Raw genomic sequence first — 18,529 nt, forward strand, 5'->3', positions numbered from 1 at the left:
TTAACGGGCGATTGTCCGAATCAGCTCCACGTCATGCTCCCCGCGACAGGGAGATTGGCGCGACCGTCGACCGACCGTCGTAGGCTCCGCCGCGCGCGTCGTAGGTCTTGGGCTGGGAGCGCTGACCCACCTCTTCCGCGACCCCGCGCAACAGGCTTTCCGCGACCGAGCGCGCGGTGCCGAGCACCGCCAGGTTCTCGTCGAGGGCGGCGCGGAACGCGACATGCAGGTTCTCCAGTCCGTCGATCGCCACGCGCGGCTGTGCTGCGACCGCTTCGGCGTTCGAGGAAAGACCGTCGACGTCGAGCATGTAGCGGCCGGAGAGCTCGCCCTTCGCGACGGCGAGAGCCGCGGCGGCGTCATAGGCGCCGGCGCGCACCAGGCGGGTCTCCTGAAGGATCAGGCGCGTCAGCCGCTCCACGGTGTCGGCCACGCGCGCCAGGCGTTCGGCGGCCTCCACGGGGCTGAGCGCCGGGGCGGCAACGGCGGGAACGACGCGGCGGCGTCCGATCATGACGGTCAACTTCCCTGCTGGAGCGCGAGAAGCTCGCGGCGGACGTGGTCGGCGAGACCGATCCCGCCCGACGCTGCGAGCGTCTTGCCATATTGGTCGGCGAGCATGGAGCGGTAGGCGCCGCCGGCGGGGCCGGCCGACAGCGGTCCCTCCTCGCCGAGACCGGAGAACATCTGCTCCATCATCTGGGTCAGGAACACCGCCTCGAAGTCCTCGGCCGACGAGTCGACCGTCGCCGCCGATTTGGCGGCGGGATGAGCGTTGTAGGCCTTGGCCGCGCCAAGAGCGGCGGCGGCGGGCGACGGCGCGGACGCGTCGGCCATCACATCACCTCGATTTCAGCCTGAAGCGCGCCGGCCGCCTTGATGGCCTGGAGGATCGCGATCAGGTCGCGCGGGCCGACGCCGATGGCGTTAAGCCCCTCGACGAGCTGGCGGAGATTGACGCCTTCCTTGAGAACCGCGAGCCGGCGGTCCTTGTCCGTGTCGACCGTGATGTCGGTGCGCGGGGTCACCACCGTCTCGCCTTCCGAGAAGGCTTCCGGTTGGCTTGCGACCGGCGACTCGGTGATCGTCACGGTGAGGTTGCCCTGGGCGACCGCCACCGTGGAGACGCGGACGTCCTGCCCCATCACGATGATGCCCGAGCGTTCGTCGATGACGATCTTCGCGATCTGGTCAGGCTCGACGCGCAGCTGCTCGATTTCTGTGAGCAGGCGGATGATGTTGCCCTGATAGGATTTCGGAACCTGGACTGCGATCGTCGAGGGGTCCATCGGCTCGGCCACGCCCGCGCCGATGAAGCTGTTCACGGCCGCGGCGATCCGGCGGCCTGTCGTCAGGTCCGGGTTGCGCAGGGCGAGCCGGACCGTGGTGAGGTTGTTCAGGGCGAAGGGAATCTCGCGTTCGATCAGGCCGCCGTTCGAGATGCGCCCCGTCGTCGGCACGCCGCGCACGACCTGGGCGGCCTCGCCCTGGGCGTTGAAGCCGATAACCGCGACCGACCCTTGCGCGACGGCGTAAACTTCGCCGTCGGCGCCCATCAGCGGGGTGACGATCAGCGTGCCGCCCTGCAGGCTGGTCGCGTCGCCGAGCGCGGAGACAGTGACGTCGATTCGCGTGCCCTGCGTGCCGAACGGGGGCAGATTCGCCGTCACCATGACGGCGGCGACGTTCTTGGTGCGCAGCGTCGCGCCGCGGGTGTTGACGCCGAGCCGCTCCAGCATCGATTGCAGGGACTGCTTGGTGAACGGAGCGGCGTTCAATGAGTCGCCGGTTCCGTTCAGGCCGACCGCAAGGCCGTAGCCCACCAGCTGGTTCTCGCGCACGCCCTCGACGTCGGTCAGATCCTTGATGCGCGACGTGACGCCGCCGCGCACGGCGCCCCCGTCGTCCGCGCCATAGCCCCGGCGCGCCGCGACGACGCGAACCGCTTGAGCCGCGCCCGCGACCGGGCCGTTCGACAGGCGGCGCTGCACCGCGGCGGCGGGATCGGCCGCACGAGCCGGCGCCGCCGCTACGCACGCTGAGGCTGCGGCCAGCGCAAGGGCCATGAGTCGGGAGGCGAGGCGAGGCATCGGCTGTGGGCCACCTTCACGCAGTACAGGTTCCAGATGATCCATGCGAAGCCCGTGCCGAAACGCGAAACGCTCAAAATTGAAGCTAAGCGTCGCTGTCGGCGGCGGAAAGCCGGCCCCAGCGCCCGGCAAGGACCGCCGAGACCGGGCAGAATTTGCCGGTCCGTTAATGGCGGGTTAACCACGATGGCCGGAGAGTGGCCTCCGCAGATGCTGGACGTCCGGGGGAATCGCATGCGGGTCGATGGTCTTGGGCGCGCCGTCTTCGTCTCCGGCGGCGGCGCAAGGACGATGACGAGCGGCGGCGACTTCCGGCTGAGCGACTCCGCTTCCGCCACCGCCGCGCGAACCACCTCGTCGGTGCGCGCGGCGCCGCCTCTCGATGCGTTGATCGCGCTTCAGGCCTTGGCGGAGGATTCGACCTCCCGCCGGAAGCGCGCGATCCGCCGCGGCCGCGGCCTGCTCGAGGCTTTGGACGGCCTAAAACTTGCTTTGATCTCTGGAGAAGCCGCCGGAGTTCCGATCGCAGCGCTCTCGAAAAGCTTCGGCGGACAACGCGATCCGACGGGCGACGTCGGCCTCGACGACACGCTGGCCGCGATCGAATTGCGGGTCGCCGTGGAGTTGGCCAAGCGGGGCCGCTAAAAGGGGCCCGTCGGCGGGACCACGCACGCAGAACTACGTATGTTTTTAAAACCGAAGCGACTTCAAAGGTTTACAAAAAGAGGGAATGATTGTCGCGTGACCGGTACGAAGCTATATTCCGCGCCGTCCGAACACCTCAGTGCGGTATCCAGAGGCTTACCTATGAGCGTCGAGTTGGCAGAGGATTACCGGCCCTCCGAGGCCGAACCTTTCATGAACGAGCGGCAGCGCCGCTACTTCCGCGACAAGCTGCTGACATGGCGCGACGAAATTCTGAGGGAGAGCCGGGAGACCCTGGAGCACCTACAGGACGAGAACCAGAATCACCCCGACCTCGTGGACCGCGCCTCGTCGGAGACCGATCGCGCCATCGAACTGCGCGCCCGCGACCGGCAGCGCAAGCTGATCGCGAAGATCGACGCAGCGCTCTCGCGGATCGAGGACGGCACCTACGGCTACTGCGAGGAGACCGGCGAGCCGATCTCTCTGCGCCGGCTCGACGCCCGCCCGATCGCGACGCTCTCGATCGAGGCCCAGGAGCGCCATGAGCGCCGCGAAAAGGTCTACCGCGACGACTGAAGAAGGACGCGCGCCGCCGTGGCGAATGGCGGCGTCGCTGACTGAACCACCGAACCGACGCCTTCCGTTCGTCACGCGGACGCGCCACATAGGGGCGCATGTTCCGGCTGTTCGAACGACTCATTGATCCGACCGCGATCCCCGAGCGGCCGGAGCCGCCGCCGGGGCTGCTCGCCTTCTACTGGCACTTCCTGCGGCAGGCCAAGGGCCTGTTCGGCGGACTGCTCGCCGTCGGCCTTATGCTCGCGCTGTGCGACGCCTCCATTCCCTATTTCATCGGCCGCATCGTCACGCTCGTCACCGCCACCCCGCCCGAGCGGCTGATCGCCGACGGCTGGCCGCTGCTCGCCGCGCTTGTCGCGATTGTCATCGCCGCGCGGCCGGCGACGTTGTTTCTGCGCGGGCTGATCGCGAACCAGGCGATCGGCCCGGGGTTCTCCAATCTCATCCGCTGGCAGGCGCACTACCACGTCATCCGCCAGTCCTGGGGCTTCTTCCAGAACGACTTCGCAGGCCGCATCGCCGCCAAGGTGATGCAGACGGGGCCGGCCTTGCGCGAAAGCCTGGTCCAGACGTCCGAGGCGGTCTGGTACATCGCCGTCTATGGAACGACGGCGCTCGCCCTGCTCGCAAACGCCGATCTCCTGCTCGCCCTGCCGCTCGGCATCTGGTTCTTGGGCTATGCCGGCCTGCTCGCCTGGTTCGTGCCGCGGATGCGCGACCGGTCCCGCGCCGCCTCTGAAGGCCGCTCGCAGCTCACCGGTCGGATCGTCGACAGCTACACCAACGTGTTGACGGTGAAGCTCTTCGCCCGTGCGCGCGACGAGGATTCCTACGTTCGCGAGTCGATGGACACGCTGAACGACCTGTTCCAGCGCCAGATGCGGCTGATCACGACCTTTGCGGTGGCGCTGCAGATTCTGAACGCGCTGCTCGTCTCGGCGGTCACGATCTCTGCGGTCACGCTCGCCTCGCATGGGACGATCGGCGTCGGAACGGTCGCGATGGCGGTTCCGCTCTCGTGGCAGGTCGTCTCCATGTCGGGCTGGGTCGCGTTCCAGATCTCGGCGATCTTCGAGAATGTCGGCGTCGTGCAGGAGGGCATCGGCACGATCGCGCGGCCGCTCCAGCTGACCGACGCGAGAGCGGCTGAGCCGATCGAGGTGACGCGCGGCGACATCCGTTTCGAGGACGTCACCTTCGGCTACGGCGCGCCGCGCAGCGTCATCCGCGACTTCTCCCTCCATGTGAAGTCGGGGGAGAAGATCGGTCTGGTCGGACGCTCGGGGGCCGGCAAGTCGACGCTCGTCAACCTGCTGCTGCGCTTCTTCGATCCGGAAAGCGGCCGGATCGTCGTCGACGGCGTCGACATCCTCCACGTCACGCAGGAAAGCCTGCGCGCGCAGATCTCCGTGGTGACGCAGGACACCTCGCTGCTGCACCGCTCGATCCGCGACAACATCGCCTATGGCCGCCCCGGCGCCGACGGCGCGGCGATCGAGGCCGCGGCCCGGAAGGCGGAAGCCCATGAGTTCATTCAGAACCTGGTCGATCTTCACGGACGGCGGGGCTACGACGCCCATGTCGGCGAGCGCGGCGTAAAGCTCTCCGGCGGCCAGCGCCAGCGTGTCGCGATCGCCCGGGTGATCCTCAAGGACGCCCCGATCCTCGTGCTCGACGAGGCGACCTCGGCGCTCGATTCCGAAGTCGAGGCGGCCATCCAGACCAGTCTCAGCGCACTGATGGAGGGCAAGACGGTGATCGCGGTGGCGCACCGGCTCTCCACCATCGCGCGGATGGACCGGCTGGTCGTGATGGACCACGGACGGATCGTCGAGGAAGGCGGCCATTCCGAACTGATCGCCCGCGGCGGGCTTTACGCCGACCTCTGGCGGCGGCAGTCCGGCGGCTTCCTCAACGACGGGCCGGAGAGCGAGGCTGCGGAGTGACGACCGCGCTGCGGCGCATTCGCGCGAGCGGCGCTTGCCACTTTCGGCTTGGCTTAATTCGGGGTATATAAAACGCCGCTGCTGGAACGACGGCGATGTTCCCGGTTCCAGGCGGCGTTCACGCTTCCTAGAAGCTCTCGCGGTTCCGCGTACGTTTCAGAAATAATGTCGCAGGCCCTGCAACCGCGCGCGGCCTGCGCCGTTTCTGACTTCAGCAGGGAGGACGCCCATGGGAGATCCCGTAATCACGAACGTCATCGACGAGCTTGCGGCCGAGCTGTTCAGCCGCGACCATCCCGAACGCGTCTGGAACGCGATGGGAGTCCGCGGGGACCGCATCGGCTCCGCCTCGCCTCATGAGCACGCCACATATCGCGGCTTCGCGCGCGGGCGGATGATGGCGGAGCGGCTCGCGCCGGTGCCGCCCGTGGAAGCGGCGGCGGCTCTCGCGGCCGACGCCGACTGGAGCGCACGACGGGCGCGACGCCGCGCATGACGGGCGCACGCGCGGGTTAAGTCCGCGCAATCCGCCGCAACGACCAAGCCGGCCGCGCCCGATCAGCGCCGCCGGCTTTTTTGTGCGCCGCGGATGGCGGCGTCCTGCCCGCTCGCCTCGCGAAAACGGCCGGGTCGCCCTAAGGCGGCGGCGCGGACCTATCCCGCGATGCGATCGAAATCCGCGACCGCACGGGTCGCGCGGCGCAGTCGAGCGAGAAGCCTCAGCCGGTTCGCGCGCAGCGCCGGATCGGAATCGTTGACGGTGACGTCGTCGAAGAAGGCGTCGACGAACGGCCGCAGGCCGGCGAGCGCCGTGGTGGCGGCGGCGAAGTCCTCCGCAGCCAACGCTTGGGCCGCCGAAGGCTCCGCGGCGTCCAGCGCCGCCGAGAGGTCGATCTCGGCCTTGTCGGTGAGAAGGCCCGCCTCCGGCGCGCCCTCGAAGACGCCGGCGCCGTCCTTCTTCTCCTCGGCGCGCAGGATGTTGGCGGCCCGGCGGTAGCCGGCGAGCAGGTTCTTGCCGTCCGCGGTCTCGAGCAGCTTTCCCAGCGCCTCGACCCGCCGGACGATCAGTACGAAATCGTCGTTCTTCCCCCCTCCCCCTTGAGGGGAGGGGTCGGGGGCGGGGGTGCGGGCGGCGACGTCTCCTGAAAGCGCCGCGCCCTCTGCGGACGCCGCGCCTACGTCTCCGGACGCCGCGCCGCCGTCACCCCTCACCCTACCCTCTCCCTCAAGGGGAGAGGGGGCGCTCGATCCGAACACGGCGTCGACCAGATCATGCCGCGCGCCCTGCTCGCGCAGTTGGACTTTTAGGCGGTCGGCGAGGAAGGCGAGGAGGTCCGCGTTTTTCTGTAATGCAGCCTGTTGGCTTTCATCAACTAGATGAAGCTTGCGGGTATCTGAGCTTTCATAAGCAATCTCCGCATTCAACGCAGCAACAGTCGCTTTGTCGACGCCCATACTGGCCAACGCTTGAGCCCGCTCATGCTTCAAGTCACGCATCCGGAAGTGATGAGCGACAATAAGCGCGGGCAACGAGATGAGTGAGAACTTGGATAGCTGTATCCGCAGCCCATTCTCCAGCACGATCCGTACCACCCCAAGCGCCGCCCGCCTAAGCGCATAGGGGTCCTTGCTCCCCGTCGGCTTCTCGTCGATCGCCCAGAACCCCACCAGCGTGTCGATCTTGTCGGCGAGCGCCACCGCGATCGAGACCGGGGCGGTCGGCGCGCGGTCGGACGGACCTTGCGGCTTGTAGTGCTCCTCGATCGCCCAGGCGATCTCGGGGTCCAGCCCCTCCTCGAGCGCGTAATAGCGGCCCATCAGGCCCTGCAGCTCCGGGAACTCGCCGACCATCTCGGTGACGAGGTCGGCCTTAGCGAGGCGGGCCGCGGTCTCGGCCTTGTCCGGGTCGGCGCCGACCACCGGCGCCAGCTCCCTCGCGAGCCTCGCGATGCGCTCCACCCGCTCATATTGCGTGCCGAGCTTCTCGTGGAAGGTGATCGCCTTCAGCTTCTCCAGCCGGTCTTCGAGTTTCGTCTTCTTGTCGGTCTCCCAGAAGAAGCGGGCGTCGGAGAGCCTGGCGCGCACAACGCGCTCATTGCCGTGGACGATCGCCGCGCCGCCGTCGGCGGCCTCCAGATTGGCGACCAGGATGAAGCGGTTCGCGAGTCGTCCGGCTTTCCCAGCCGTTCCGCCGGCGAGCGGATCGGGCGCCGCGGCGCGCTGCTTGGTGAGTGAGCCGAAGCCGACGCCGACGCGCCCGCCTCCGGCCGCGGGCCGGGTTCCCGCCTCGGGACGGCGCAGCACGAAGCATTTCTGGTTGGCGCGGATGGTCGCGCGGATCACCTCGTCGGGGACCGCCAGAAACTCCTCGTCGAAGGCTCCCATCAGCACGACCGGCCACTCGACGAGCCCCGCGACCTCATCCACCAGCCCCTCGTCCTCGACCAGCTCCAAATTCTGCGCTTCCGCGAGCGTGCGGGCGTCGGCGCGGATCAGGTCGCGGCGACGCTCGGGGTCGAGCACGACATGGGCCTTCTCGAGGCTCGCGACGTAATCCTCGAAGCGCCGGACGCGGAACGGCTCGGGCGCGTGCACCCGGTGCCCGCGGGTGACGTCGCCGGAGACGATCCCGTCGATGTCGAAGCGGACGACCTCCGGATCCTCCTGCGGAACCCCAAAGGTCGCGACGATCGCGTGCAGCGGCCGCACCCAGCGCAGCGAGCCGGAACCCCAGCGCATCGATTTCGGCCAGGGGAAGCCGCGCACGATCCCCGGCATGATCTCGGCGACGACGTCGACCGTCGCCCCGCCGGGCTTCTTGGTCTTCGCGACGTAGAAGTCGCCCTTCGGGTCGGCCTGCACGACGGCCTCGTCGAGCGAGGCCAGCCCGGCCGCCTTGAGGAAGCCCTCGACCGCCTTCTCCGGGGCGCCGACGCGCGGTCCCTTCCGCTCCTCGACCCGGTCCGGCTGCTTCGCCGGCAATCCGCCGACGACTAGCGCGAGCCGCCGCGGCGTGGCGAAGGCCTTGGCGCCCTCGTAAACGAGCCCCCGCTCGACCAGCGCGTCGGTGACGAGACGCTTCAGATCGTCCGCCGCCTTCGCCTGCATGCGGGCGGGGATCTCTTCGGAAAGCAGTTCGAGAAGGAGGTCGGGCATGAAACGCTCTACTCCCCTCCCCCTTGCGGGGAAGGGTCGGGGGTGGGGGCGGCGCGGCCACCTTCGGTCAGCGCGTCGGCGATCGTCGCCAGCACGCCGTCGATATTCGAAAGCACGTCATTGTTCCAGAACCGAAGCACGCGATAGCCGCGTTCAGCGAGAGCGGCCGAACGAATGTCGTCCTTCGCCGCCTGTTCGGCCTCGGCGTGCTGGCCCCCGTCGAGTTCGATCACCAGCCTGGCGGAATGGCCTGCGAAATCGGCGACATAGGCGCCGAGCGGAACCTGCCGACGGAAATGAGCCCCTTTGAAGGGTTCCTCGCGAAGGGCTCGCCATAAACGCTTCTCGGCGTCGGTCGAGTCCCGCCGAAGACGGCGGGCGGCGCCGGTCAGCGGCTTCTTCGTCCCCGGCACGTCACCCGCCAGAACGAGGCGGCCCCTCTCCCCTTGAGGGAGAGGGTAGGGAGAGGGGTGGCGGCGGCGCGTTCTCCAGACATCGCGCAGACGGCTCGTTCGGACAGGGCGCCGCCCGCACCCCCACCCCTAACCCCTCCCCTCAAGGGGGAGGGGAACCGCAGCCGGCGCCGCGCCGCGCGCGCCCTCTCCCCTTGAGGGAGAGGGTAGGATGAGGGGTGACGGCGGCGCGTTCTCCAAACGTCTCGAAAACGCCTCGTTCCGACAGGGCGCCGCCCGCGCCCCCACCCCTAGCCCCTCCCCTCAAGGGGGAGGGGAACGGCTCCGCCGGCTTCCGTCTTCAGCCAGGCGGCGCCGCAGGCCTTGGCGAGGTCGCGGACCCGCAGGATGTAGCTCTGGCGCTCGGTGACGGAGATCACCCCGCGGGCGTCGAGCAGGTTGAAGGCGTGGCTCGCCTTGATCGCCTGGTCGTAGGCGGGCATCGCCATCAAATGGCGGCCCGCCGACTGGCCGGCGGCGAGCAGCGCCTGGCACTCCTGCTCGGCGTCGCGAAAGTGGCGCTTCAGCAGCTCGACGTCGGCGTGCTCGAAATTGAAGCGGGAGTATTCCTGCTCGGCCTGCCGGAACACGTCGCCATAGGTGACCTTGTCGGCCCCCTCGCCGCCGTTGAAGTTCAGGTCGAAGCCGCGGTCGACGCCCTGGATATACATCGCGAGCCGTTCGAGGCCGTAGGTCAGTTCCCCCGACACGGGCGCGCAGTCGACGCCCGCGACCTGTTGAAAGTAGGTGAACTGCGATACCTCCATGCCGTCGCACCAGCACTCCCAGCCGAGGCCCCAGGCGCCCAACGTCGGGCTCTCCCAGTCGTCCTCGACGAAGCGCACGTCGTGCACGGTCGGGTCGAGGCCGATCGCCTTCAGGCTGTCGAGATAGAGCTCCTGGAGGTTCTCCGGCGACGGCTTCAGGATCACCTGGAACTGGTAATAGTGCTGAAAGCGGTTGGGGTTCTCGCCGTAACGGCCGTCCTTCGGCCGGCGCGAGGGCTGGACATAGGCGGCCTTCCAGGGCCGGGGACCGAGCGCGCGCAGCGTGGTCGCGGGATGGAAGGTGCCGGCGCCGACCTCCATGTCGTAGGGCTGCAGGATAACGCAGCCCTGTTCCGCCCAGAAGCGCTGCAGCGTGAGGATGAGCCCCTGGAACGAGCGGGCGGGGCTCAAGGCGTCGGCGGCGGTCATGAGGCGAAGCGGTCCGGGGCGCGGGGGAGGAGCGCGCGGACGCTAGTTGCGCCCCTGCGGGGGGTCAAGCCGGGCCGGGAGGCTCGTCTCTAATGCGGCCGCCACTCGCCGCTCGACGGGTCGCGCTTCAATGTCGGCCGCTTGTCCTTGTTCACGACCGCTTCGGCCCGCTCAGCCGAATCGAGCTCGTCATTCACCCGGCGCCACTCGCGCTTCAGCGCCTTGACGCCGAACAGGGCGCCGACGGCGGCGGCGACAATCAGGAAGGGCGGCATCGGGCGCTCCCGAAGGCGGGCGTGACGAACATGCGCGAAGGACGGCTGAGCGCCGGGGCGTTCAGCGTCGCCGCCGATCTTAGCGCAGGCGCGGCGGCGCTCACAGACCGTAGCGCGCCCAGAGCGACCGCGTCTCCAGCGCGTCGAGCGCGCCCTCGGCGATGCCGGCCGCAGCGCCCTCGCCGCCGCCGCGACCCGTCAGCCGCTTCAGCAGCGAGGTTCTGGGCGTGATCGCGCGCAGCTCGACCTTCGCGCCCCAGCGCTCGCGGAGGATCTCGCGGACCTCGCCGACTCGGTCGACGAGCCCCAGGCCGACGCCCGTCGCGCCGGTCCAGAACGCGCCGGTGAACAGCTCGGGGTCGTCCGACAGCGAGGAGCCGCGGCTCTCCTTGACGAGCGCGATGAAGCTTTCGTGGATTTCGCGCTGAAGCTCCTTCAGCCGCGCGACGTCCTCGGGCTTCTCCGGACTGAAGGGATCGAGGATCGCCTTGTTCTCGCCCGAGGTGTAGAGGCGCCGGTCGACGTTCAGCCGCTCGATCGCCCGGTCGAAGCCGAAGCCGGCGGAGACCACGCCGATCGAACCGACGATCGAGGAAGGGTCAGCGACGATCTCGTCGCCGGCGCAGGCGATCATGTAGCCGCCGGAGGCCGCGACGTCCTCGACGAAGACGGTGACGCCGAGCTCCTTCTCCGCGGCCAGCGCCTTGATGCGCTTGTAGATCAGATGCGCCTGGACGGGCGATCCGCCAGGCGAGTCGACCACGATCGCCACTTCCTTGGCGCGCTTGGTCGAGAACGCCTTTTCGAGGACCGGAGCCACGGAGGCGAGGGTCAGCGACGGCCGGAGCGGCGAGCCCATGCCGATCGCGCCTTTTAGGCGCACCACGGGAACCACCGGCCGGTCGGCGCGAAAGCGCTCGGGAAGCAGGGCTTTGAGGGTGTCGAGGTAGGTGCTCATCGCGCTCTGACATAGTGCGTCTGGCGGCCGGCGCAACGCCCTCTTTACGCTTATGAATGCGTCATGAACGCCGCTCTCAGCGCCGGTTCAGCGTCGGCGGCTCAGAGTTCGCGTCAGTCGGGCCCCGTATGGCTTCGCAACGGTGCGAGGCAGGGTCGGAACCCACGGCGAAGCCGCCGGGTTCAACCTACGTGACCCTTCGAGGAGGAGAGCATGGTTCGCAAGTTCATCGTCGCCGCGGCCCTCGCCGCCGGAGGATTCGCCTTCGCCCCCGCGCCCGCATCGGCGGACATCGCGATCGGCGTCGGGGTCGGCCCCGGTTACGGGTATGGCTACACGCCCGTCTATCACCGCGGCTACCGCCACGGTTATTACCGTCCCTGGCGCCCGCGGCGCTACGGCTACCGCAGCTACTACGCGCCGCGGCCCTATTACGCCCGACCGCGCTGCCGCGTGACGACCACGCGCTACTGGAACGGCTACCGCTACGTCGTGCGCACCCGCGAGGTCTGCGGCCGCCGCTACTACTGATCCCTCGCCTGTCCCAAACGAGCGAGCGCGCGTTCTGTCCCAAGCGAACGCGAAGCAGGAGCGCCCTCGCAAGGGGCGCTCCTTTTTTCGTCCGGGGCGTCAGCCCATGTCGAGCGTCGCCTCGCCGCGCTGCGCGGCCTCGACCTCGGGCGTGAAACCGCCGCCGGCGTCGTGCATCACGAGCGGCGGCAGCAGCGCGAGCGATCCGCGCCCGCCCTTGCGCGCCGCGAGGAGAATGCGGGCGGCCGGAGCGTCGGCGCGCGGGTGGATCGCGCGCAGCCTCACCGCCCCGAACCGGCGCTCCGTCGCGCGAAGCAGCGCATTCAGGGCCTCCGGCCGATGGATGAGAACGAGCGATCCGCCCGGACGCAGCAGCCGCGCGGCGGCCCTCGCCCAGTCTTCGAGGAGCTCCTCGGGCGCGCTGTGGGCGAGCGCCTTGCCGGCGTCCGGGGAGACGCGGAAGCGGCCGGCGGCGTCGAAGGGCGGATTGGCGACGACGAGATCGGCGCACTCCGCCGGCGCGGCTAACCGGACGACGTCCTCCGCGAACACGGCGACCCGGTCGGCGAGGCCGTTGCGTCGGGCGTTCTCCTCGGCGAGCGCCGCGAGCGCGGGATCGATCTCGACCAGCGTCACGCGGGCGGCTCCGAAGGCTGCGATCGCTAGCCCGACCGCGCCGGTTCCAGCGCCCAGATCGACGGCCGTCGCGCCGTCGTCGAGCCGCGACCGGCCGGCCGCCGCGAGCAAAGCCGCGTCGCCACCCGCGCGATGGCCGCGGCGTGGCTGCAGCAGCCGAAGTCGGCCGCCGAGGAACAAGTCGTCGGTGAGATCGCCGGCCTCCGACGTCACGGGACGTCCGGGCGGAGCTCTTGCGCGAGGCCGATCTCGGTGAGCACGCGGCGGGCGCGGGCGACGTCGTCCTCCGCCACCAGCACCCGGCTCGACAGCACGCCGAGCGAGCCTTCCAGCACGCTCATATTGCCGTCGGCGACCAGGAACTCGACGCCTTCGTCCGCGAGCGTCGCGCGCACGAAGGACAGCAGCACAGCGTCGTTGGTCCGCACGATCTCGCGCAATCTCGCCTCATGGGTTCAGCCGGGCACGACAATGGCGCGCGCGGCGCGTCCGGGCAAACGGCGCGCGCCTAACGGCGATTCACGAGTGGGGCGGAGCGCGCCACGATCGAGCCCCACTTCGGCCGAACCGCTCGGTCATCAAGGTCTTCGACGCCGGGACGCGCCACTGGAGAACACCGCCATGCGAGCCGAACTCACCGCTCTGATCGTCGTCCTGGCCATGCTGGCCTTCGCCTCCGAGAAGCTGCTCGCCGCCCGCGCCGCGCTGATCGGCGGCTGAGGCGGGAGCGGGATTTCCGGCTTGCCCGCCTTTGAGCCGGTGGCTACGGTCCGCGCCTTGAACGGACGGACCGGCAGCGGAGCGGAGTTTGGGCGTCGTCGTACCACTTGAGGAGCGCGCAAGCGCGGCTGAGCCGGCGGGCATAGCGGCGCTGATCGAGCTCGTCGCCCCCGGCATGGAGCGCGTCAACGCGTTCATCCTGTCGCGCACCGGCTCCGACGTCGCGATGATCCCCGAAGTCGCGACCCATCTGATCTCCTCCGGCGGCAAGCGGCTTAGGCCTATGCTGACGCTCGCGACCGCGGCGCTGTCCGGCTACTCCGGCGACGGCGACGTGAAGCTCGCGGCGGCCGTCGAGTTCATGCACACCGCGACGCTGCTGCATGACGACGTCGTCGACGGTTCGGAGATGCGCCGCGGCAAGCTCGCCGCCCGCATGCTCTGGGGCAACGAGGCGAGCGTACTGGTCGGCGACTTCCTGCTCGGCCAGGCCTTCAAGATGATGGTCGAGGTCGGCTCGCTCGAGGCGCTGCGCATCCTCGCCGACGCCGCCGCCGTGATCGCGGAGGGCGAGGTGATGCAGCTCGCCGCCGCCAAGAACACCGCGACGACCGAGGACGAGTATCTCGCGGTGGTCCGCGGCAAGACCGCCGCCCTGTTCGCCGCCGCCTGCGAGGTCGGGCCGGTCCTCGCCAACCGCCCGAAGGCGGAGCAGGCCGCCGCGCGCTCCTACGGCATGAATCTCGGCGTCGCCTTCCAGCTCGTGGACGACGCGCTCGATTATGGCGGCCGCGAGGCCAAGCTCGGCAAGAAGGTCGGCGACGACTTCCGCGAGGGCAAGATCACGCTGCCCGTGGTGCTCGCCTATCGACGCGGCTCGGCGGAGGAGCGCGCGTTCTGGAAGCGCACGCTCGAGGACGGCCGGGTCGAGGAGTCCGATCTCGCCGAGGCGATCCGCCTGCTCGTGAAGCACGGCGCGATCGACGACACGATCGCCCGCGCCCGCCACTACGGCGCCATCGCCCGCGACGCGCTCGGCCTGTTCCGCGACAAGCCGGAGGCCGGCGCGCTGCTCGACGTGGTGGGGTTCGTCACGGCACGGGCGCACTGACTTTATTTGGATTCCTGCCTGACTAATCGACACTTTCTCGTTTTCGCGTCATAATATTCAACCTGCCATAGGGCTTTATCAAGCGACCTTGCAGTTGTGTTTGAGGCCTCTTTGGTAGTTTCTGGCACTACGAGCTTACTTCTGTGAGATATGATCACATTGAAGGGCTTTCGATCTAAGAAATTTACTTGAAGTTCGGCCTCTAATTCTTTAGATCGCTTTAGCCATATCGCGCGCTGTCCAGCGCTTCCCGAATGTCCGTAAGAATTGAAATCTATTTCATAAGTAATTATCGTACCGTTCTGCATCATAGTGTCGTGCCAAAGGGCAGCAACGAGATTTTCTTTTCCTCTAAAGCACCAATTGTAGCAGTATTTTGGATTGGAGGATGCAGGTGCTCCATTTGGACGCCTTGCCCAATCACTTACGTCGACCCCCGCAGCAGCGACGAGATCAATTAGTCTCGGCTTATCATAAGGCCTGAGGTCTGCAAGCGAAGTCATTGGATCCTCCCCCAACGAGCGTGAAGGGATTTTTCGCTGAGTCCTGATCTTCGGCAAGCTGCGAACGCGGCGCTACATGCAAGATGTAGCAACCGCAGGGGCTCCGCTCTTAAGCCGTCACTCGACTACATCGACCGCAGGACGATCAGCACGGAGCCCACGACGCTCGCGGCGATCGCCGCGATCGCGAGACCGAGCGCGACGCGCGCGACGAGGCTGCGCCGGACGCGGCGCTCAGGGTCAGGGGCGTGGGTCACGCGGCGTCTCCATGTGCGGTCGGCAACGTCTCAACCTCTCGGCCCGAACAGCACAATTGCGGCGCCGGCGACGCAGATCGCGGAGCCCATGACGTCCCAGCGGTCGGGCCGGACGCCTTCGACCGCCCAGAGCCAGCCGAGCGACGCCGCGACATAGACGCCGCCATAGGCCGCGTAGGCGCGGCCGGCCGCCTCGACCTCGACCAGCGTGAGCAGCCAGGCGAAGGCGAGCAGGCTCAGCGCGCCGGCCGCGAGCCAGAGCGGCGACGCGCCCTGGCGAAGCACGGACCAGAAGGCGAAGCAGCCGGCGATCTCGGCGAGCGCCGCGCCGAGATAGATGAGAGCGGTCATCGGGTTTCCGGTTCAGCGCAGCATCGTCGCGCGCAGCCACCAGCCGGGCAAGGCGCGCTTCAGCGCACGGGCGGCGGCGCGCGCCTGGCGCTGCCCGTCGAACAGGCCGAAGACGGTCGCGCCCGATCCCGACATGCGCGCCAGCCGACAGCCCTCCGCCGCGGCCAGCGCGGCGATCCCCTCCGCGATCTCGGGCATCAGCGCCCGGGCGGGCGGCTCGAGGTCGTTGCGGCCGTCGAACACTCCGCCGCCGGCGCCATTCGCGCCGCCGGGAAACGCTTCGGCGTGAAACGTCGCGTCCGGAGCAAGGCCCAGCGCCCGAAACACCGCCGCCGTCGACAGGCCCTTCATTGGATTGGCCAGCACGGCGGCGAGCGGCGGCAGGTCGAACGGCGCGATCCCCTCCCCCCTCCCCGTCATGAGACAGGCCCGCGAGACGAGGCAGGCCGGGACGTCCGAGCCGGTCGCCGCAGCGGCTTCAGCGAGCCGCGGATCGTCCGGCGCCAGGCCGTTCGCCTCGGCGATCAGCCGGAGCGCCGCGCCGGCGTCGGCGGACCCTCCGCCGAGCCCGGCCGCGACCGGGATGCGTTTCGTGAGCGTGAAGGCGCCGAGCGTCAGCCCTTCGATGCGCTCGGCGGCGGCGCGCGCCGCCTTCAGGACGAGATTGTCGCGTTGCGGACCCGCCGCGTCCGCGAAGGGCCCGTCGACGCGCGCCAGTTCGAGCCGCGGACCGGGCGCAAGCGAGACCGCGTCGGCGGCGCAGCCCGCGAAGGCGACAAGACTGTCGAGCTCATGATAACCGTCCGCGCGCCGGCCGAGCACGCGGAGCGTCAGGTTGACCTTGGCGGGGGCGCGTTGGCGCAGCGTCATCGCGGCGACGTATCATCCCCGCGCGCCTGCAAGAAGGGGCCGCCTTGACCGGACCACCCATGCCGGGCGTGGAGTCCGACGCTGGAACATGGGTCCTCCGGTCGAGCCGGAGGACGACGAGGACCGGCCCGCCTCAGCCCCCGTCCTTGCCGCTCGCGTCAGCCGCGTTGGTCTTCGGCTCCTCGGGCAGGCCGTCCTTCAGCTTGGCCTCGATCTTCTTGAGATCCTCCGGCTCGGGCTTGAGGTCGCGGGCGTGGCTCCACTGGAAGCCGGCCTCGATCTTGCGGCCGACGCGCCAATAGGCGTCGCCGAGATGGTCGTTCATCACCGGGTCCTGCGGGCGGAGCTCGACGGCGCGCTCGAGCTCGCGGACGGCGTCCTCGAACTTGCCGAGGCGGTAATGCGCCCATCCCAGGCTGTCGACGATGTAGCCGTCGTCGGGCCGAAGCTCGACCGCGCGCCGGATCAGCTTCATGCCCTCCTCGAGATTGATCCCCTGATCGATCCAGGAATAGCCGAGATAGTTCATCACCAGCGGCTGCTCGGGCGAGAGCTCGAGCGCCTTCTTGAGGTCCGCCTCGGCCTTGTCCCATTGCTTGGAGCGCTCATAGGCGATGCCCCGGACGTAATAGAGCGACCAGACGCTGCGGTCCGGGGCGGACGGCGCGGAGGCGACGCCGACCGGGGCGGGCTCGCTCGGCTTCTCCGGCGCGGCGAGCGGGTTCGCCGGCGGCTCGTTCGCGGCGGCGCCGACGGGGCCCGGCAGCAGGACTTTGTCGCCGATCTGCAGCGCGCGGCGCGGCGAAATGCGGACAGCGCCCGCTTCGGCGGCCGCAGGCGTCGCGCTGAGCCTGGCGAGCTCCGGCCAACGCCTGGGATCGCCGAGCGCGGCCCGCGCGATCGAGGACAGCGAGTCGCCGGGCTTGACGACATGCAGGTTCGCGCCCGCGGCGGGCGCCGGAGCGGCGGACGGCGCGGGCTCGGCCGGCGGCGGGGCCTCGACCAGCGCGATGGCGCGCGAATAGGTCGCCGCGGCCTCGGCGAACTGCTCGCGGGAGCGCTCGATGTTGCCGAGCGCGACGATCGCCTCCTGGTCTGTCGGATCGCTTTCGATCAGCTTGGAGAGCCGCTTCTTGGCCTCTTCGGTCTTGTCGATGCGGTCGAGGTCGATCGCGGTCTGGATCTCGGCGTTGCGCTTCAGCGCCGAGGTCGCGGGCACGCGGCCATAGGCCTCGATCGCGTCCTTGTGCTGGTTCAGCTGGTCGTAGAGGTCGGCGAGCGTGACCAGCGCCATCGGGTGGTCCGGCTCGATGTAGAGAGCAAGCTGCAGATAGACCAGCGACAGGTCCTCGCCGCCCTGCCGGGCGAGCGCGCCGCCGATGCCGTAGAGCACTTCCGCCGCGCCGTCGCTGACGTCGGCCACGGGGCGGCGCATCTGGCCGCCCTGCTCGATCTGAAGCCTGGCTTCGCGCACCAGCGGGTGGCGGGGCGCCGCCTTCTCGAAGCCCGCGAGCGCCGCGAGGGCGCCGGCCGTGTCGCCGGTCCGCGATTTGAATGCGGCCGCGCTCAGCACGATGCGCAGCGCGCCGTTGTCGCCGGAGAGCGCCGCGGCGAAGCGCTTGGCCGCCTCCTCCTTGCGGCCGCCGAGATCGGCGATCAGGGCGGCGTGGTAGTCGCGGAAGGCGCCGAAGAAATCCGCGCCCTGCAGCTTCTCGACGCTCGCGATCGCCTTGCCCGGCTGGTCGGAGCCGAGCCACGCCCAGCCCTCGAGCAGGTGGACGGTGAGCTCCGCGAGCTGGCCCTTCGAGCCGCGCGCGAGCTGATGGCGGGCGGCGGCGTAATTGTGGGTCTTGATGGCGCGCGCGGCGAGCGCGAGACGGGCGACCTGGTTGCTCGGGTCGGTCGCGACGACGCGCTCGGCGAGCCGCATCGCGGCGTCACCGTCGCCTTCGGCGAGCGTCAGCAGGAAGGTGCGCTCGAGCAGTTCGGGGTTGCGCGGATCGTCGCGCAGGGCGGCGCGAAAGTAAGCGGCGGCGGACCCGGCGTCGCGCTGCGAGCCGGCGACCCGGCCGGCCAGATAATTGCCCGCGAGCGAGGTCCGGGACGAGGCGAATTCAGCGTCCTGGTCGGACAGAGCGACAGCCGGCGCCGCGACGACGAGCGCGGCGCAGACGGCGAAGGGCGCGAGGCGCCGGATCAGGACAGTCACGTGGATCGAATCCTCCAGACGCGCGCGTCCGTGCTTCGCGC

The 18,529-nt window shown here is 69.4% G+C and carries 20 protein-coding genes; 6 read left to right on the plus strand and 14 right to left on the minus strand.

Annotated elements, in window-relative coordinates:
* Positions 1–31: 31 nt before the first annotated feature.
* The 3 genes from ACO2RJ_RS09740 to ACO2RJ_RS09750 are packed head-to-tail and all read right to left on the minus strand — an operon-like array spanning position 32 to position 2,090.
* On the minus strand, positions 32–514 hold the full coding sequence (locus tag ACO2RJ_RS09740) for a hypothetical protein (RefSeq protein WP_423267805.1): 483 nt from the start codon (positions 512–514) through the stop codon (positions 32–34).
* Between the two features lie 5 nt (positions 515–519).
* Positions 520–837: a rod-binding protein gene (locus ACO2RJ_RS09745; protein WP_423267806.1), complete on the minus strand. Its 318-nt coding sequence runs from the start codon at positions 835–837 to the stop codon at positions 520–522.
* Positions 837–2,090, minus strand: coding sequence for a flagellar basal body P-ring protein FlgI (locus ACO2RJ_RS09750; RefSeq protein ID WP_423267807.1), 1,254 nt, complete (start codon positions 2,088–2,090; stop codon positions 837–839). The genes ACO2RJ_RS09745 and ACO2RJ_RS09750 overlap by 1 nt, the downstream gene beginning before the upstream one ends.
* Before the next feature lie 210 nt (positions 2,091–2,300).
* Here ACO2RJ_RS09750 and ACO2RJ_RS09755 point away from each other — a divergent pair, with 210 nt between their 5' ends.
* The 4 genes from ACO2RJ_RS09755 to ACO2RJ_RS09770 all read left to right on the plus strand — a co-directional run bounded on the left by ACO2RJ_RS09755 (position 2,301) and on the right by ACO2RJ_RS09770 (position 5,759).
* Positions 2,301–2,735, plus strand: coding sequence for a flagellar assembly protein FliX (locus tag ACO2RJ_RS09755; protein WP_423267808.1), 435 nt, complete (start codon positions 2,301–2,303; stop codon positions 2,733–2,735).
* A 162-nt stretch (positions 2,736–2,897) separates the two neighbouring features.
* Entirely contained in the window at positions 2,898–3,314 is a 417-nt protein-coding gene (dksA, locus tag ACO2RJ_RS09760) for an RNA polymerase-binding protein DksA (RefSeq protein WP_423267809.1), read from the plus strand.
* Between the two features lie 98 nt (positions 3,315–3,412).
* On the plus strand, positions 3,413–5,263 hold the full coding sequence (locus ACO2RJ_RS09765; protein ID WP_423267810.1) for an ABC transporter ATP-binding protein: 1,851 nt from the start codon (positions 3,413–3,415) through the stop codon (positions 5,261–5,263).
* Positions 5,264–5,492: 229 nt separating this feature from the next.
* Positions 5,493–5,759 (plus strand): hypothetical protein, encoded by a 267-nt coding sequence (locus ACO2RJ_RS09770; RefSeq protein ID WP_423267811.1) that lies wholly within the window; start codon positions 5,493–5,495, stop codon positions 5,757–5,759.
* A 158-nt stretch (positions 5,760–5,917) separates the two neighbouring features.
* Here ACO2RJ_RS09770 and glyS read toward each other — a convergent pair whose 3' ends face one another.
* The 5 genes from glyS to ACO2RJ_RS09795 form a co-directional block, all read right to left on the minus strand.
* A complete protein-coding gene (gene glyS / locus ACO2RJ_RS09775; RefSeq protein ID WP_423267812.1) occupies positions 5,918–8,419 on the minus strand; it encodes a glycine--tRNA ligase subunit beta in 2,502 nt (833 codons plus the stop codon).
* An 8-nt stretch (positions 8,420–8,427) separates the two neighbouring features.
* Positions 8,428–8,832, minus strand: a complete 405-nt coding sequence (locus tag ACO2RJ_RS09780; RefSeq protein WP_423267813.1) for an endonuclease domain-containing protein — start codon at positions 8,830–8,832, stop codon at positions 8,428–8,430.
* A 290-nt stretch (positions 8,833–9,122) separates the two neighbouring features.
* Positions 9,123–10,067, minus strand: coding sequence for a glycine--tRNA ligase subunit alpha (locus ACO2RJ_RS09785; protein WP_423267814.1), 945 nt, complete (start codon positions 10,065–10,067; stop codon positions 9,123–9,125).
* 89 nt (positions 10,068–10,156) lie between these two features.
* Positions 10,157–10,342: a hypothetical protein gene (locus ACO2RJ_RS09790; protein ID WP_423267815.1), complete on the minus strand. Its 186-nt coding sequence runs from the start codon at positions 10,340–10,342 to the stop codon at positions 10,157–10,159.
* Between the two features lie 100 nt (positions 10,343–10,442).
* Complete coding sequence (locus ACO2RJ_RS09795; RefSeq protein ID WP_423267816.1) at positions 10,443–11,300, minus strand: S49 family peptidase; 858 nt, start codon at positions 11,298–11,300, stop codon at positions 10,443–10,445.
* A gap of 213 nt (positions 11,301–11,513) precedes the next feature.
* Here ACO2RJ_RS09795 and ACO2RJ_RS09800 point away from each other — a divergent pair, with 213 nt between their 5' ends.
* Positions 11,514–11,831, plus strand: a complete 318-nt coding sequence (locus ACO2RJ_RS09800) for a hypothetical protein (RefSeq protein ID WP_423267817.1) — start codon at positions 11,514–11,516, stop codon at positions 11,829–11,831.
* A 99-nt stretch (positions 11,832–11,930) separates the two neighbouring features.
* Here ACO2RJ_RS09800 and ACO2RJ_RS09805 read toward each other — a convergent pair whose 3' ends face one another.
* Together ACO2RJ_RS09805 and ACO2RJ_RS09810 are read right to left on the minus strand one after the other, a co-directional pair.
* The gene (locus tag ACO2RJ_RS09805; RefSeq protein ID WP_423267818.1) at positions 11,931–12,680 is read right to left on the minus strand and encodes a tRNA1(Val) (adenine(37)-N6)-methyltransferase; all 750 of its coding nucleotides are present in this window, start codon (positions 12,678–12,680) and stop codon (positions 11,931–11,933) included.
* Positions 12,677–12,907 (minus strand): DUF2007 domain-containing protein, encoded by a 231-nt coding sequence (locus tag ACO2RJ_RS09810; protein WP_423267819.1) that lies wholly within the window; start codon positions 12,905–12,907, stop codon positions 12,677–12,679. The genes ACO2RJ_RS09805 and ACO2RJ_RS09810 overlap by 4 nt, the downstream gene beginning before the upstream one ends.
* A gap of 368 nt (positions 12,908–13,275) precedes the next feature.
* Between ACO2RJ_RS09810 and ACO2RJ_RS09815 the strand changes: the two genes are divergently transcribed.
* Positions 13,276–14,298 (plus strand): polyprenyl synthetase family protein, encoded by a 1,023-nt coding sequence (locus tag ACO2RJ_RS09815; protein WP_423267820.1) that lies wholly within the window; start codon positions 13,276–13,278, stop codon positions 14,296–14,298.
* Between the two features lie 628 nt (positions 14,299–14,926).
* Here ACO2RJ_RS09815 and ACO2RJ_RS09820 read toward each other — a convergent pair.
* The 4 genes from ACO2RJ_RS09820 to ACO2RJ_RS09835 form a co-directional block, all read right to left on the minus strand.
* Positions 14,927–15,058 (minus strand): hypothetical protein, encoded by a 132-nt coding sequence (locus ACO2RJ_RS09820; RefSeq protein ID WP_423267821.1) that lies wholly within the window; start codon positions 15,056–15,058, stop codon positions 14,927–14,929.
* A gap of 30 nt (positions 15,059–15,088) precedes the next feature.
* Positions 15,089–15,409, minus strand: coding sequence for a YnfA family protein (locus ACO2RJ_RS09825; RefSeq protein ID WP_423267822.1), 321 nt, complete (start codon positions 15,407–15,409; stop codon positions 15,089–15,091).
* A 12-nt stretch (positions 15,410–15,421) separates the two neighbouring features.
* Positions 15,422–16,279 carry a 4-(cytidine 5'-diphospho)-2-C-methyl-D-erythritol kinase gene (locus ACO2RJ_RS09830; protein ID WP_423267823.1) on the minus strand — a complete coding sequence of 286 codons (858 nt, stop codon included), beginning with the start codon at positions 16,277–16,279 and terminating at the stop codon, positions 15,422–15,424.
* A gap of 133 nt (positions 16,280–16,412) precedes the next feature.
* On the minus strand, positions 16,413–18,488 hold the full coding sequence (locus ACO2RJ_RS09835) for a tetratricopeptide repeat protein (RefSeq protein WP_423267824.1): 2,076 nt from the start codon (positions 18,486–18,488) through the stop codon (positions 16,413–16,415).
* Positions 18,489–18,529: the final 41 nt, after the last annotated feature.

It is taken from the genome of Hansschlegelia sp. KR7-227 (assembly GCF_049446035.1).
In the GTDB taxonomy this organism is placed as follows: Bacteria; Pseudomonadota; Alphaproteobacteria; order Rhizobiales; family Methylopilaceae; genus Methylopila.